The organism is Cobetia sp. BL01 (assembly GCF_056493605.1).
Window position 1 is genome coordinate 193,430 of record NZ_JBVBEE010000002.1, and the last position, 15,303, is coordinate 208,732.

Genomic DNA, 15,303 nt, shown 5'->3' on the forward strand with positions numbered 1-15,303 from the left:
GCCATGAGTCTCTCGACCCGCACGGCAGCCATGCCGCAAGCGTGCAGCGCGTCTGCCTCACCGCGCACTTCAACGTCGCGCAAGGGCCGCTTCGGCGGCCTGATGGCAGGTTTGTTGATGCTCGGCACACTGGCGGGTTGCACGACCGCCGCCACTGGTGGCGCTTACCTGCTGCCACAGACGACACAGACCGCTGCCCAGCGCAGCGTTGCCGCCGATGCGCCCCTGCTGGAAGTGATGCCGGTGCAACTGGCCAGCTATCTGGAAGGCGGCAGTCTGGTCTATCAGACGGACGACATCACCCTGGTACAGGCCAGCCAGAACCTGTGGGCCGATGACCTGCAGGACATGCTGACCCGCCAGCTGCTGAACCAGCTGAAAGCCAGCCCCGCCCAGCCGCTGAGCCAGTACCGTATCGCGGATACCAGCCTGAGCGGATTGAAGGGTGCCCGCCTGAGCGTCAGCCTGGATCGCTTCATCGGTCGCCATGATGGCCAGTCCGTCATCACCGGTCGCTGGCGCCTGCGCGGCGTGGATGGCAGCGTGCTGGAGGAAGGCGACATCCAGACGCTGACTCCACTGACGGATGACGGCTATCCGGCACTGGTCAACAGCCTGGGCGAAGGCTGGCGTGTGACCGGCGAGCAGTTGGCACGTGAGATCGCCAAGGCACTGCCGGCCACGGCAGATGCCAGCTAACGGTCTGGCAGGCTGACAGAACAGGGCACGATGTGATGCCCAGAAACCAGAAGACCCCCGACGGATTCCGTCGGGGGTCTTCTGGTCTGGCGACTATTGCGCAGAGCGATCGAGGGAAACGTTTGAGAGAACTCATCGAGCCGCGCCTGTCGACGTTCTTCGTCTCCGCCTGACCGCTCGGCTATCTGGCCTCAGCCCTGCTGTGGCAGTACCAGCTCACCGTCACGAATCTCGAAGCGCTTCACGTCCGGCTTGTCTTCAAGACGCACGGTGCGAGTCTCGTCGCCCATGTCGACCTTGACGTCATAACCCACCACCTTGTCGCTGGCATCCTGCACTGTCTCGCAGCGCTGCTCGGTCGTGGTGTAGGTATCGCCCTTCTTCATCTGTCCCTGGATCTGATTGCCGGCATAGCCGCCACCCACGGCACCCGCGGCGGTCAATACCTTCTTGCCGTTGCCACCGCCGAATTGATTGCCCACCACGCCTCCGACGATCGCACCGACGGCAGTGCCGACGACATTGTGGGTATCCTTGCTGGGCGCCTGATGGGTCACGGTCTCGTTGTGGCATACCTGACGCGGGGTGGTCACGGTTTCCGTCACCGCATCCACCGCCACGATATCGGCGTATTCAGGGCCTGAGTTGCTGGCCGTATAGCTGCCGATCGCCACTCCACCACCAATGCCCAGTGCAGCAACGATCGCGCCAATCAGGATGGACTTGTTCATGCGTGTTCTCCTCACCGAATAGTGTTGCAGCCTGGCTCGTCGGCCAGTCAGCCATGCCCCTGGATAACACTTGAGGGGCGTGCCGCTGCGTTAGGAGAGTAATCTAACACTGTTCGATAAACTCGGTAATGTGGCAACTTCACCACCCGGCTGTCTCAAGAAAGCAACAACCAGCCCGATAATGGCATATCGACGCTAGAAGATGCCGCTATTATGCAAATATTCTAAACAATTGAATATCCGGGCCTCGATTCGAAAGACTCAAGCAGCCAGGCATGCTCGGCCCCCTTCCAGCAGGGGTTCAGGTCGTCAGTCCCGCTGCGTCGCGGTGATGGAGACAGCCTCGTCATTGCAGAACTGGACACGAACATCTCCCCACCAGCTGAGCAGGCGGCATGACTGGTTGTCGGCGATGGTCTCGCTGACATCACTGGGCTTGCCCAGCAGGGACACCGCCTGAGACTCACTCATGCCTTCCACCAGATAGCCATCATCGATGGCCGAGCGAATCCGGTATTGGCGCTGGCTCTCCTGACGGGCCGCCAGAGTCCGCTGCTTTTCGCGCTCGAGACGCTCCGCGGTGGCGTCTTCCTCCAGATCTGCCGGCCCGTCTTGCGCAGCGGGTACCACCGTCAGGGAGTCATCCAGCGCCACCGGCGCATCCCCTTGATGACAGGGCTGCTGCTGCCAGGTGGGGACACCGTCGAGCATGCAGCGATAGATGCTGTTGCCGGCCTTGGCAGCCGTTGGCAAGGCCGGCGCCACAGCTGGCGCGGCGGCACTGGCCTGGCCGGCATTCACATCACCGTCCTGCGTCGTTGCAGGAGCCGCCAGTGTCATCTCTGCCGTCAACAAGGCTGCGGTCATGAACAGGCACTGCCAGAGACGCCCCGCGCGTCCACCACTCGTATCGATCATCAATCTCAATCTCCGGAATACGCAGAAAGGGTCTTGCCACCGGGCTGCCCGGGCACGGCCATGGAAGTGGCGCGACCGTCATCGGGAGCGGTGCGATTCAAGGACGTTTGTAGCCATAGCATCCAGTCCCGGCGACATGGGAGCTACCTTCGCCGTGAGTGTCCTGCTGTCGCGTCTCGCGCTGGGAGCCCTCCACACAGAGACGCATCTCTGACGAGGATGACGCAGGACTCGGCATCGGGGCGGTGGCTTGTGCTGTCGCCGGGATATCGGCCGCGTCGGTCTGGCTGCGGGGTTCATCCAGCATGTCCCAGGCCGTCACCACCCGATTGCGACCGGTACGCTTGGCACGATACATCGCCTGGTCCGCACGACGGATCAGCTCCGGCAGCAAGGACTCGGCTGCCGTGGCCGGCCCTCCCTGGGCCACGCCGATACTGACCGTGACCCGCAGCAGCTTGCCATTGTTCAACACGAAGGCGCGTCCGTTGATGGACTGCAGCAGCCGGTCGGCCGCGTGTCGCAATCCCTGGCGATCATTGCTGGGGCACAATGCCACGAACTCCTCGCCCCCCTGGCGACAGAGCAGATCACTGCCGCGCAGGTGATGACTCAGACGCCGTGTCAGCTCCACCAGCACATCGTCACCGCTGGCGTGCCCATGCGTGTCATTGATCGTCTTGAAGTGATCCACGTCGATCATCAACACCCCCAGTCCGTCCTCCTGAAGCATGCGTGCGCCCTCCTCCCTGAGCGCAAGCCGCGAGAGGGCCCCCGTCAGCTGATCATGGCGCAACTCCCGCAGATAGCGCTTCTCGCGCCGCTCGGATTCCCACCCCATCTCGATGGCCACCAGGCCGATGAAGGTGACACAGATCACGAGATTGACGATGCTGGCCGTGGCCATGAACTCATAGGAGCCGATGTAGACAGGACCCGGCAGGGATTGGGCGATCAGATAGAAGATCAGCAGGCCGCCACTGGTCAGGAGACGTGTGATCCGCGCCATCGGCGCGATGCAGATGAAGAAGATCGACAGGATGTGGTAGTACTCGAATCCCGCACCCACGCCGAACTGGTGCTCCCACCATGACGCCTTGAGCGATACCGGCACGACCAGCAGCAGCAACGCGGTCTGCAGGTGTCCCCTGCGATGCAGGATGATGGAAGCCACGGTGAGCAAGGTCCCGACCACCTGGGCGACGACGGGCTGCGGGTAGGGCTGCATGCTGAGCAGGGCGAAATAGCCGATGTGGCAACCCAGCGCACTGATGTAGCACCACATGAACAATTGATAGAGCCCGGCATGCCGCTCAGCCAGCCCTCCTGGAGCCGGCCAACGCCACTTCACCCCAGCCAGACCGGTCCTCTCCCCGGCCCGACGGCGATCAGGTTTCGCCATGATTCCTTCCTCTTTGAACTGACACCTTCCATGTGTCCCGTGTGAGAATCTCATACCGTCTGAATGCTCCCAGTCTACCTCACGTTCGAGTGTGAAACGTGATGGCGACAGTCCATGCGCGTCATTCAAGGCATGCAGGAAAGGGGGCATAACGTGACATAACGTCGCCGTTTGACGCGGGAAAGGCATATGGACGTGCCAAGTCTTCGTTGTTGGCGTTTGCGCCAGGGGCCACATCTCGTAGAAGATTTCAGGCAAGAGTGTGAGTGAGGTGCCATCACCTGCAAATGGCAGCCTGATACTCCTGCATGACAGCCAGCCTGATCACGTCTCGCCGACAGGCGCCGCAATCCGATGCCGCCCACCTCAAATGCCATCCCTCTTCCGCACGATGTCCATCCCCCTCGACATGACCTGGCCGCGCATCGAATGCGGCCCATTATCCGGTGAGGCTGCATGGCGCATCAACCACGGTGGATGCCACGGGGCCGCGCAATGCTCGACGCTCATGCGCGGCGACGCTTGCCTTGGCAGCGCCCTTCGGATTAGGGATGATGAGGGCCATCAGTGATACGCCTGACTGCCGGGCCGGAGCAGCACGACCACAAGGTCCTGCCTCCCGCCACCATCCTTGCCCGTTTCCCCCGCCAGGGGGCAACGGCCTTCATGCAACAAGAGAGTATTCAATGGACGCGACCACTCTGACGCGCGATTTCCACCTGTGGCAGCGTTTCTCCAAGCAGGATCGTCTCGAGCGCGAACACCGTGCTGCCCGTCGCAAGATTGCCGAAGCCGGCACCATGGCGACCCGCATGATTCAGGCCTACCAGAGCATGGCGGCCAAGGGTGCCTCGGAAAGCGCCTGCTACCGCACGATCTACAAGCACAAGGATGCCCAGGGGGATGTCCTGGTGCGCGAAGGTTGGCTGAAAGTTCGCCGTATCGTCGCCGAAGGCGGCACTACCCGTCTGCGTGGCACGCTGATCACCACCTTCAGTCTGGCAGATGGCGAGCGGGAGCCTGCCGATGCCGAGGTGGAGAAGCTGACGCTGGAGGTCTATGACGAGATCGTGGCCGGGACTCGCATGAAGCTCGCCTGCAAGGTCGATCGCTGCGATGGCGAGGGTCAGACGGACTTCATCACCTTCCTGGACTCGGTGCGCGGCGACTTGAAAGAGTGGCTGTGATGCCGTGAGCATGCTGGCATCAGGGCCCAGACATCAGGGCTTGGCATAAGGGCCCTGGCATAAGAGCTCTGGCATAAGGACTTCGACATGAGGGCTCTGAAACGGAGCCAGCGGCGCATTGTTGCCAATCCGGAACAACAGCGGGGCCTGCTGACGCGGTGATGAGCTCACTGCCCCCTGCATGAACAAGGCACGACGTGATTCCTGATCCGGGAGGACGCCGTGCCTTGTCACATCCGGCCGTCATTCAGCGCAGGATCTTTCACACCCCCCGCCCCATCCGGCTTTCTCGCCAGTCACTTCGCCTCTACTCCATCCTGCCGGTCTGCTGCCAGACAGGCGTCTTTCCGCGCGCCAGTCACACGCCCGCCTCTCGAGCGGGGCCTTGCTTCAGTGGTTGCGACAACAGCAACAAGTCGTTACTCCCGGTGCAGGAAACTCCCTTGATCAGCGTGACTCTCATCTTGCAGACGCTCATCGTTCATCAAGTATCGGAGTCATTCCATGAATGCCATCGCCCCATCTGCCTATCACACCCTCGAAGTGAAACCGCTTGAACAGGTCACCACCTCACGCCTGCCTCTCCAGCCTCTGGGCGACATCAACATGGACAGCCCCGCCAGCGAACTGCTGACCGATTTCTCGGTGACCGCGGGTCGCAGCATCCAGGGGAGCGCCTCCATCGGTCAGGCGCTGGCGACCATGAAACAGGCAGGCGTGCGTCTTCTGCTGGTGCATGATCACGACGGCACCTTCACCGGCGTCGTCACCTCCCGCGAGCTGCAGGGCGGGCGCGTGGTGATGCGGGCCATGACACGCTTCGATGTACAGCGTGATGAAGTCACCGTCGACATGGTGCAGGTGCCACGCGCCGAGCTGCACGGCATTGCCCTGTCAGTGCTCAAGCGCGCCAGGGTGGGCGATCTGGTCGAGACCCTGCGTCAGAGCGGAGAATCCCACCTGCTGGTCACGGAAGAGGACAGCGATGGCCACCCCTGCATCCGTGGTTTGATCGCGGCATCTCGTGTCGGGCAGGCCCTTAGGCTCCACCTTGAGCATCCCCCGGAAGCCCGCAGCTTTGCCGACATCTGCCGGGCGGTACTTGGCAAGTACGAGTGACATGAGCACTTGGCACCAGACGCCTCAGCCCTTGTCATCAAAGACGCCCATGAATCCAGCGACAGGTTGCATAGATCACTGCGCCAGGGCGCTGGATTCAGGAAATCCTCGACAGGACGGCGTATGATATAGTCGACAGATATCGCTTCAACGCCATCCAACCCGTCTGGCGACCCGCCACTGAAAAGAGGCCAGAAGCTGCCAGAGAGGATTCCCGCCATGCCCTTGAGCTCATTGCGTAATCAACTGTTCAAGCAACGCCACGTCGAGGTGCTTGTCATCAAGCAGATCGACGGCGAACTGTTGCACGTCTGTGGCGTGGGTGTCCTGGAAGGGTCTGGCAGCGTCAACCACAAGCGACGTGAACTGTCCCGCGACAACCACGCCTTCCCGGTGCGCATGCATGAAGGCAACCAGGTCCTTCAACCCCAGGACTTCAATCGTCTAGTGTTGCTGGAAGAGGTACAGCTTCATCCTCGGGGCTGCCGTCCCAGGGAAGCCGTATCGCTGGAGGTGGAAGGCCACCGCTACCGCGTCGCCCATACCCCGATGCGCTGCTGGCACTTCAAGGGCCTGTTGAAGATCGAGCGTACCCAGCAGGGCCTGCTGCTGAGTACCGAGGACATGTCCCTGATTCGTGCCAAGGCGCTGCGTCGTCCCGCTGCCTCGTCAACCAGCAGCGTCTCGTCTGATCGCACGTCGCCGCTTTCCTCATGGCGCAACGGTGACACCAGGTCACGTACCGGGCAGCAAGGGCAGGGAGCTGGCACCACGCCACGCAAGACACCGCTTGAGCTCTACCCCGGGGCTCGCGAGCTGGAGCTCGAGCCGAAATACTGAGCCCCTCTCTGCAACCCGCCTTATCTCACAAGACGCCCAGCCCCTGCTGGGCGTCTTGCGTCGTGGATGCCAGATCGTGAATGGCAGGTCGTTCATTGCACGGCGTGCCTTGCATCATGGGTATTGCATATTGGTCGGAACCCGCAAGACAGTGCCGGAGGATGACGGTATTCTCGCAGAACTGTCCAAGCGTTCAGGAGGTTCACTGCCCCTGTCCGCCCGCGTATTCATGACTCTCCTTCACTTCAGGATAGGCCTGCCTCATGCGCCGAATGTCCGTCCCGCTGTTTCTGCTCATCCTGATACTGGTCGCCCTCAATCTACGACCGGCGCTGTCCTCGCTGGCTCCCCTGCTGGATCGCATCACGCAGGACCTTGGCCTGAGCACACTGGCCGCCGGCCTGCTGACGACTCTGCCGGTGATATGCCTGGGACTGTTCGCGCCACTGGCACCACGCCTGGCGGGGCGACTGGGGGCGGAGCGTACCTTGAGTCTGGCGCTTGTCATCCTGGGAATCGCCTTGTGGCTGCGCGCCAGCGACCTGACCCTCCTTCTCTATCTGGGGACCTTGCTGTGCGGCGGCAGTATCGGTATCGCGGGCACCCTGTTGCCCGCCATCGTCAAGCGCGAACATCCCGAGCGCGCTGACCTGTTCACCGGTGTCTACACCATGGCGCTATGCCTTGGCGCCGCCCTTGCCGCAGGGCTCAGTGTGCCGCTGGCCAACTGGCTGGACAGCTGGCAGGCCTCTTTGAGCTGCTGGGCATTGCTGGTGGTGATCGCCCTACCGGTCTGGCGTCTGAGCATGCCGCACCCCTGGCCTCGGCGCCTGCCGGCCGGTCAACATGACACGCCACGCCTGTGGCACCTGCCATTGGCACGACAGATCACCTTCTTCATGGGCTGTCAGTCATCACTGGCCTATATCGTCTTCGGCTGGCTTCCGTTTCTGTTGCAACAACGTGGCTTGAGCGATGTCGAGGCCGGCTGGCTGATGGCCGCCTCGGTGATAGCCCAGGTACTCACTGCCCTGCTGGCGCCGGTGATCGGGCGCATGGGACGGGATCAGCGTCCCGCCATCCTGCTGCTGCTTGCCTGTTCGGCGGTCGGCTTGCTCGGCCTGATGGTCGGCCCGCTGTCACTGCGCTGGCTGTTCGCCGTACTGCTGGGCTTTGGTCAAGGAGGCAGCTTCTCGATGGCGCTGACCTTGCTGGTACTGCGCAGCAACGACGCTCGCCTGGCCGGGGCGCTGTCGGGAATGGCGCAAGGCACCGGCTACATGCTGGCGGCGCTCGGCCCGCTGGCGGTGGGCATACTGCTTGAATTCACCAATGACCTTGACGTGATCGCCTCGCTGTTCGCGCTGATTCTCATCGCCGCCGCAGCGCTGGGCCTCAAGGTCGGGAGACGTCAGCGCATCTGTCTGCGCGATGATGGAAGCCCCGAGGTCATCGACGGCTGAGTCCTCTGCTGCGCATTCTTCATCTCTTCCCTGCCCCGCCCTTTTGCTCAAGCGGTTGCACGCTCTGACGTGATGTTCGAGCGTGCGCCCGGCGAGGCCAGTTGATGCGAGCGTCCCGCTCCGGCATTCACACGCTGACATGCTGATGTCAGCGTGTGAATGCCGGAGCGGGACCAGACCTGTCATGCACCTCCAAGTGATAGATTCTATCGATTCAACAATTACGATTAATTTATATATTCCGAATGTCTCATTTGGATTATTCCTGCCTGACCCTACCCTCTGAACTCGCGTAGTAAAACAACGTACTTCACGGTACCTACTTCGCGGCACGTACTTCACAACAACAAGCTCACCCTCAGAGGTGAAAGCCCATGTCCTGCCCCCGCAACAGACTCTCCTCCTCAGGCTCGGGAGATATCACATGTTGTCATTGATCGGCGTCGCCATCATCGTGGTCGGTCTGGCACTGCGCTTGAACGCTCTGCTGGTGGTCCTGGTGGCAGGCTTTGCCTCGGGACTCGTGGCCGGCATGACGCCCACCGAGATCCTCGGCGCCCTCGGCCAGGCCTTTACCGACAACCGCGCCGTGTCACTCTTCATCATCACCCTGCCGGTCATTGGCCTGCTGGAGCGCAATGGCCTGCGTGACCAGGCCGAGCATCTCGTGCAGAAGCTGCGTGCCGCCAGTGCCGGCCGCATCACCCTGAGCTACCTGCTGCTGCGCAAGGTGACCAACGCCTTCGGGCTGCAGCTGGGTGGGCACCCGGCGATGATCCGTCCGCTGGTCGCGCCGATGTCGGTCGGTGCCGCCGAGCGCGACCTCTCCGAGGAAGCCGTGGCCTCCCCCCGCTTCAAGACCCTGAGCCAGCGCATCCGGGTACTCAATGCCGTCAGCGAGAACTTCGGCAACTTCTTCAGTCAGCTGATCTTCGTCGCCTCGGGCGGCCTGCTGCTGATCAAGAGCGTGCTGGACAAGAGCGGCACCAGCGTCAGTCTCGCGGACATGGCGCTCTATGCCATTCCTACCGCACTCGTCTCGCTGGTCGTGGTCTTCATCCTGTGTCGCCGGCTGGACAAGCGCATCCAGCAGGAGCATCGACTGCTGCGCGAGGAGTATCCCGCCTCCCCTTTGCAGGCAACCCCCGCGTCAGCCCCTGACAGCTACACCACTCCCGTGACGGAGAGCCACTCATGAGCGGTATCGATGCCCTTTACCTGATCACCGGCTTCGCCGTCATGGTGTTTGCCCTTCTGACCCTGACCGACCGCGACCATCCGCGTCGCCTTGGCACCAGCGCCTTCTGGATGATCTTCGGGATCAGCCTGGCCTTCGGCCAGTGGCTGCCCAATGTCGTGGTCGGCCTCGCCATGCTCGCCATGGCGCTGCTGGCCGCCACCGGTCAGCTCGGCTTCGGCAATTACGGACAGCTCAGCGATGAAGCCCGCCAGCAGCGCCGCCAACGCCTGGGGTCTCGGCTGTTCATTCCGGCACTGGTGATTCCCATCGGCACCTTCCTCTACACCCTCACCACCGGGCAGAGCGCACTGGTCGGACTGGGGCTTGCGACCGTGCTGGCGTTTGCCGTTGCCCTGCTGCTGCTGCGTGAGCGCCCCGGCACCGGCATGCAGGAAGGTCGTCGCCTGGCGGATGCCATCGGCTGGGCCGCCATCCTGCCGCAGTTCCTGGCCGCGCTCGGTCTGCTGTTCGATCAGGCCGGTGTCGGCCAGACCATCGCGGGGCTGGTCTCAAGCGTGGTTCCCGATACCAGTCTCATCGCCTGCGTGATCGCCTACTGTGTCGGCATGGCCGTGTTCACCATGCTGATGGGCAACGGCTTCGCCGCCTTCGCCGTCATCACCTCCGGGATCGGCTATCCGCTGGTCATCGCCCTGCATGGTGGCAATCCCGCCATCGTCGGCGTGCTGGGGATGCTGTCGGGCTATTGCGGCACGCTGATGACGCCCATGGCCGCCAATTTCAACATCGTTCCGGCGGCGCTGCTGGAGCTGGATGATCGCTATCACATCATCCGCGCCCAGATCATTCCGGCGCTGGTGATGCTGATGGCCAACATCAGCCTGATGCTGCTGCTGGCCTTCTGATTCGTTCTCATGCTTACCCGCGCATCGATCACCGCCAGCAGTGGCCTGCGGTGATCGATGCCAGTCAAGGAGTCTCCCATGTCCCGTCTGCTTCTCTGTGGTTTCGAGCCCTTCGGCCACGACAGCGTCAATCCGGCACTCAAGATCATCGAGCAGTTGGAGGGTCAGACCCTGGCCCTGCCGAATGGCTCATCGGACAGTGTCGAGATACGCACCTGCCGCGTGCCGGTGACGCGCTACGCCGCGATCGAGAGCGTGGTGGAGGCCATCGAGCGTCACGCCCCCGATACCGTGATCATGCTGGGCCAGGCGAGTGGTCGCAGCGCCATCACGCCGGAGCGCGTCGCCATCAATCTGGATGACTACCGCATCAAGGACAATGGCGGACACCAGCCGGTGGATGAACCCATCGAGACCGGTGGCCCGGATGCCTGCTTCACGACTCTGCCCATCAAGGCGATGGTCAATGATCTGCAGGCAGCGGGTCTGCCGGCCAGCGTCTCCTATACCGCCGGCACCTTCGTCTGCAACCACCTGTTCTACGGCGTGCAACGCCATCTGGCGGACAGTCCGATCCGCTCCGGCTTCGTGCATATTCCGGCACTCCCCGAGCAGAGCCTCGATGGCCGACTGCCGACCATGAGCCTGGAGAGCCTGCTGGAAGGCGTGCGCGTCCTCTGCATCAGCGCCATGACCCATCAGCAGGATGTGCGCATCGGCGGTGGCAACATCAGCTAGCCCTTCCGCCACCACCGCACTCGCTGCTGACCTGGTCATCCCCTTGGCAGCACGTCTCACCCGCCAGCCGGCATGCGTTACAATGCCGGCTTTCCCATTTCTGGCAGGTGGATACGATGACTCCCGAGACACACATCCTGGTGCTGTATACCGGCGGTACGCTGGGCATGGTCGAAAGCGAGCAGGGCCTGGCGCCGGCCGGAGACTTCGATGCGCGTCTGCGAGCAGCGCTGGAGGATCTGCCGCCCAGCCGTCGTGGCCGTCTGCCCGCCTTCACCTTGCGCGAATTCCCGCAACTGATCGACTCCTCCTCGGCGACGCCCGCTGACTGGCAGCAGATCGCGGGCGAGATCGCCGATGCCTATGACAGTTTCGATGGCTTCGTGGTGTTGCAGGGCACCGACACCCTCGCCTGGACGGCGTCAAGCCTCGCCTTCCAGCTCAAGGGCACCGCCCGCCCGGTGATCGTCAGTGGCGCCCAGCTGCCACTGGAGGCCGACGGCAGCGATGCTCTTGCCAATGTCGAACTGGCCCTCACCGCCGCCGCCCAACCGACCCTCAATGAGGTGGTGGTCGCCTTCGGCGGTCAGCTGCTGCGCGGCGTGTGCACCCGCAAGTGGTATACCCAGGATCACCGCGGCTTCACCACTCCCAATGCCCCCCTGCTGGGCGAGTGGGTCGATGACCGTGTCGTGGTCTATCCAGGCCGCCTGATGGATGACCAGGGGCCGGCCTTCGAATTGCCGGATTACGCCTGCCTCGGCCAGGATGCCATCATCCGCCTGCCGCTCTACCCCGGCATCAGCGCCGAGAGCGTACGAGTGCAGTTGCTGCGCAGCGAAGTGAAGGGCGCGGTGCTGGAATTGTGGGGCAGCGGCAATCTGCCGGCGGACGCCGAGCTTCTGGGCGTGCTGGCCGATGCGCGCGGCGAAGGCAAGCTGCTGGCCGGCATCAGCCAGTGTCCGCATGGCCCGGTCAGCATCGGCCACTATGCGGCAGGCGCGGGCCTTGCCACCATCGGGGTACTGTCCGGTGATGACATGACACTGGAGGCCGCCTTCACCAAGCTGCTGCACCTGGTCGCGCTCAATCAGGATGAGGACTGGCAGCGGGAACGCTTCCTGATGCCATGGGTAGGAGAGCGCGCCAGCGGCCTGCTGTAACCAAGCCTCGTCGTTAGCTTCATGACAACGAAAAGCCCCGACAGGCATGCCTGTCGGGGCTTTTTCATGCAGTGACTCAAGACTGGCCGACGCGATTTCGTCAGCCGCCGCCTCAGCCGGTGTTGCGCAGACCGGCCGAGATACCGGCCATGGTCACCATCAGGGCGCGCGACAGCTCGGCGGAGATGGCGCCATCGGCATCCCGGTTGCGCTGCAGAAGCTCGGCCTGCAGGCCATGCAACGGGTCGATGTAGGGGTTGCGAACATCGATGGCCTGACGGATCAGCGGCATGTGCTCCAGCAGCGTCTGTTGATCGCGGATCTCCAGCACCACCTTCTCCAGACGCTCGAGACGATCACGCAGCGACTGCCCCAGCTCCTTGAGCGCAGGCTCATCCACCAGACGTTGCTCGTAGTAGGCCGCCGTCGAGAGATCCGCCTTGGACAGCAGCATCTCCAGCATGTCGACATAGGTGGAGAAGAACGGCCAGTCGTTCATCATCTCGCGCAGGATTTCCAGCCCACCCTCTTCCTCGAGCCGATTGGCGAAGGCTTCGCCACTGCCAAGCCACGCCGGCAGCATCAGACGAATCTGGGTCCAGGCGAAGATCCACGGGATCGCCCGCAGCGTCTCGACGCCTCCGTCCTGACGACGCTTGGCCGGGCGTGACCCCAGCGGCAGGCGCGCCAGTGCCGTCTCCGGCGTGACCGAGCGGAAGTAAGGCACGAAGTTCGGGTCCTCGCGCACCACTCCGACATAGGCCTTGTGCGCGACGTCCGCGAGACGATTCATCTCGTCGCGCCATTCCTGACGCGGGGCGGGCGGCGGCAGCAGGCTGGCCTCGAGGACCGCACAGACATAGATCTCCATCGAGCGGCTGGCGATGTCCGGCAGGCCGAACTTGAAGCGGATCATCTCGCCCTGCTCGGTCACGCGCAGGGAACCGGTCACCGAGCCCGGCGGCTGCGAGAGGATCGCCGCATGTGCCGGACCGCCCCCGCGACCCACCGTGCCGCCACGACCATGGAAGAGCGTCAGTTCGACGCCGTGCCGCTTGGTGACATCCACCAGCGTCTCCTGGGCACGATACTGTGCCCAGGCCGCCGCCAGCTGGCCGGCATCCTTGGCGGAGTCGGAATAGCCGATCATCACTTCCTGACGATTGCCGGCGTGCTTGCGATAGATCGGCATGCCCAGCAGCGTGTCGATGACCGGGCCGGAGCGATCCAGGTCGTCCAGGGTCTCGAACAGCGGCGCGATGGGCAGGCGCACGTCACCGCCCACCTCCTTCATCAGCAGCGCCACCGCCAGTACATCGGAGGCCTGGCCCGCCATCGAGATGATGTAGGTGCCCAGCGCCTCACGGTGTTCACGCGCGATGACCTTGAAGGTATCCAGCACTTCGCGGGTATCGGTGGAGCACTCCCAATGACGCGGGATCAAGGGACGCTGACCGCCCAGCTCCCTGGCGAGGAATTCACAGCGCTTCTGCTCATCCCACTCGAAGTAGCTGCCCATGCCCAGCGACTGGGTCAGCTCGTCGAGCACCTGGGCGTGGCGCGTACTTTCCTGACGGATGTCGAGCTTGGTGAGAGTCACGCCGAAACAGGCCACGCGGCGCAGCGTGTCGAGCAAGGCGCCATTGGCAATGGTGTCCAGCCCCACATCACACAGCGAGCGGTAGCAGGCCAGCAGCGGTGCATAGAGCTGCTCACGCGTCTCGATGATGTCGAGCCCCTCGTGACGCTTGCCGTCCAGGCCAGCCTTGGCCCAGTCACGGGTGCTTTCCATGCGCAGGATCAGACGCCGCAGGATCTCGCGGTAAGGTTCCGCCACATCGCCGGCCTCGGCACGCAGCGCCGCGGAGCACTTCCACATGGAGAGCTCGGACTTGAGCTGCTCGAGATCCCGCAGGTAGAGATCCGCCGCCATCCAGCGACCCAGCAGCAGCACGGTGCGGGTGACCCGCGCGGTGACATTCGGGTTGCCATCGCGGTCGCCCCCCATCCAGGAGGCGAAGCGCAGCGGCGCGGCGTCCAGCGGCAGACGCTCGCCGGCCGCCTCCAGCGTCATCTCGTCCAGCTGACGATGGAAGTCCGGCACCGCCTGCCACAGCGAATTCTCGATGGTGGCAAAGCCCCACTTGGCCTCGTCCACCGGGGTCGGGCGCTCGTGACGGATCTCGTCGGTATGCCAGGCCTGGCTGATCAGCTCAGAGAGGCGTGCACGCGCGAGCGTCGCCTGTTCCGGGCGATCACAGGCACCTTCCATCTGGGTCAGGCAGCCTTCGATGGCATCGTACTTCTGGATCAGGGTACGGCGGATGACTTCCGTCGGGTGGGCCGTCAGCACCAGCTCGACGCGCATCGCCGACAGCTCCTCGACGATCTTCTGGGCACTGAAGCCACGCTCACGGATACGCGTGATCAGCTCGCCCAGATCCGGCTGACTGCCGGGACGATAATCCTCGACACGCTTGAAGCGGCCGCGGTAGTGCTGCTCGGCGATGTTGGAAAGATTCAGAAACTGATTGAAGGCGCGGGTGACCGGCAGCAGATCGCTGTCGGGAAGGTCGCGCAGGTAATCGATCAACTCGCGGCGGGCCGCGAGGTCGCCTTGTTGGCCTTTCTTGGCCAGGGCGCGGATGCGTTCGATACGCTCGACGAAGTCATCGCCGAGATCGGCCGCGATGGTCTGGCCGAGGTTGTCCCCGAGAATGCGCACATTGTCGCGCAACGATTCATGCAGGTCGTGACTCATGCAACCCTCCTTGGGAGTGACGGTGCCGCCGCGGGAATCATCCCCTGTCATCAGGGGCATTCAGTTAACAGATCCATGACGGGCTCGCGGCCCGTCGCAAGCCCTGCGCCATCTGACACGGAGACTGGCACAGAGATCTGACGCATGCCCCAAACGAAAGGCCCGCGGCGCAGCAG

13 protein-coding genes are annotated in these 15,303 nt (G+C 63.4%); 9 read left to right on the plus strand and 4 right to left on the minus strand.

Translation table 11 applies throughout. The annotated features are described in order from the left end of the window. The first annotated feature begins 3 nt into the window (after nt 1-3). Nucleotides 4-699: a PqiC family protein gene (locus ACZYGA_RS04530; protein ID WP_479398461.1), complete on the plus strand. Its 696-nt coding sequence runs from the start codon at nt 4-6 to the stop codon at nt 697-699. A gap of 191 nt (nt 700-890) precedes the next feature. Here ACZYGA_RS04530 and ACZYGA_RS04535 read toward each other — a convergent pair whose 3' ends face one another. From ACZYGA_RS04535 to ACZYGA_RS04545, 3 genes are all read right to left on the minus strand, one after another. Further along, complete coding sequence (locus ACZYGA_RS04535) at nt 891-1,430, minus strand: glycine zipper 2TM domain-containing protein (RefSeq protein ID WP_084209110.1); 540 nt, start codon at nt 1,428-1,430, stop codon at nt 891-893. Between the two features lie 309 nt (nt 1,431-1,739). Then, nucleotides 1,740-2,348, minus strand: coding sequence for a hypothetical protein (locus ACZYGA_RS04540; RefSeq protein ID WP_084209111.1), 609 nt, complete (start codon nt 2,346-2,348; stop codon nt 1,740-1,742). Between the two features lie 97 nt (nt 2,349-2,445). Next, nucleotides 2,446-3,750, minus strand: coding sequence for a GGDEF domain-containing protein (locus ACZYGA_RS04545; protein ID WP_169477169.1), 1,305 nt, complete (start codon nt 3,748-3,750; stop codon nt 2,446-2,448). Nucleotides 3,751-4,436: 686 nt separating this feature from the next. Here ACZYGA_RS04545 and ACZYGA_RS04550 point away from each other — a divergent pair. The 8 genes from ACZYGA_RS04550 to ACZYGA_RS04585 all read left to right on the plus strand — a co-directional run bounded on the left by ACZYGA_RS04550 (nt 4,437) and on the right by ACZYGA_RS04585 (nt 12,366). Beyond that, nucleotides 4,437-4,937 carry a hypothetical protein gene (locus ACZYGA_RS04550; protein WP_284728055.1) on the plus strand — a complete coding sequence of 167 codons (501 nt, stop codon included), beginning with the start codon at nt 4,437-4,439 and terminating at the stop codon, nt 4,935-4,937. 504 nt (nt 4,938-5,441) lie between these two features. After that, complete coding sequence (locus ACZYGA_RS04555; protein WP_479398464.1) at nt 5,442-6,056, plus strand: CBS domain-containing protein; 615 nt, start codon at nt 5,442-5,444, stop codon at nt 6,054-6,056. A 219-nt stretch (nt 6,057-6,275) separates the two neighbouring features. After that, nucleotides 6,276-6,896: a hypothetical protein gene (locus ACZYGA_RS04560; RefSeq protein WP_176502757.1), complete on the plus strand. Its 621-nt coding sequence runs from the start codon at nt 6,276-6,278 to the stop codon at nt 6,894-6,896. A 263-nt stretch (nt 6,897-7,159) separates the two neighbouring features. Beyond that, a complete protein-coding gene (locus ACZYGA_RS04565) occupies nt 7,160-8,359 on the plus strand; it encodes an MFS transporter (RefSeq protein ID WP_479398467.1) in 1,200 nt (399 codons plus the stop codon). Between the two features lie 424 nt (nt 8,360-8,783). Further along, nucleotides 8,784-9,557, plus strand: coding sequence for a DUF969 domain-containing protein (locus tag ACZYGA_RS04570; protein ID WP_077372210.1), 774 nt, complete (start codon nt 8,784-8,786; stop codon nt 9,555-9,557). Beyond that, the gene (locus ACZYGA_RS04575; RefSeq protein ID WP_077372207.1) at nt 9,554-10,465 is read left to right on the plus strand and encodes a DUF979 domain-containing protein; all 912 of its coding nucleotides are present in this window, start codon (nt 9,554-9,556) and stop codon (nt 10,463-10,465) included. Before ACZYGA_RS04570 ends, ACZYGA_RS04575 begins: the two co-directional genes overlap by 4 nt. 78 nt (nt 10,466-10,543) lie before the next feature. Beyond that, nucleotides 10,544-11,203 (plus strand): pyroglutamyl-peptidase I, encoded by a 660-nt coding sequence (gene pcp / locus ACZYGA_RS04580; protein WP_284728051.1) that lies wholly within the window; start codon nt 10,544-10,546, stop codon nt 11,201-11,203. A gap of 116 nt (nt 11,204-11,319) precedes the next feature. Then, nucleotides 11,320-12,366: an asparaginase gene (locus tag ACZYGA_RS04585; RefSeq protein ID WP_479398471.1), complete on the plus strand. Its 1,047-nt coding sequence runs from the start codon at nt 11,320-11,322 to the stop codon at nt 12,364-12,366. Nucleotides 12,367-12,478: 112 nt separating this feature from the next. On the opposite strand, the gene ppc is transcribed toward ACZYGA_RS04585, so the two are convergent. After that, complete coding sequence (ppc, locus tag ACZYGA_RS04590; protein WP_077372197.1) at nt 12,479-15,127, minus strand: phosphoenolpyruvate carboxylase; 2,649 nt, start codon at nt 15,125-15,127, stop codon at nt 12,479-12,481. Nucleotides 15,128-15,303 lie beyond the last annotated feature (176 nt).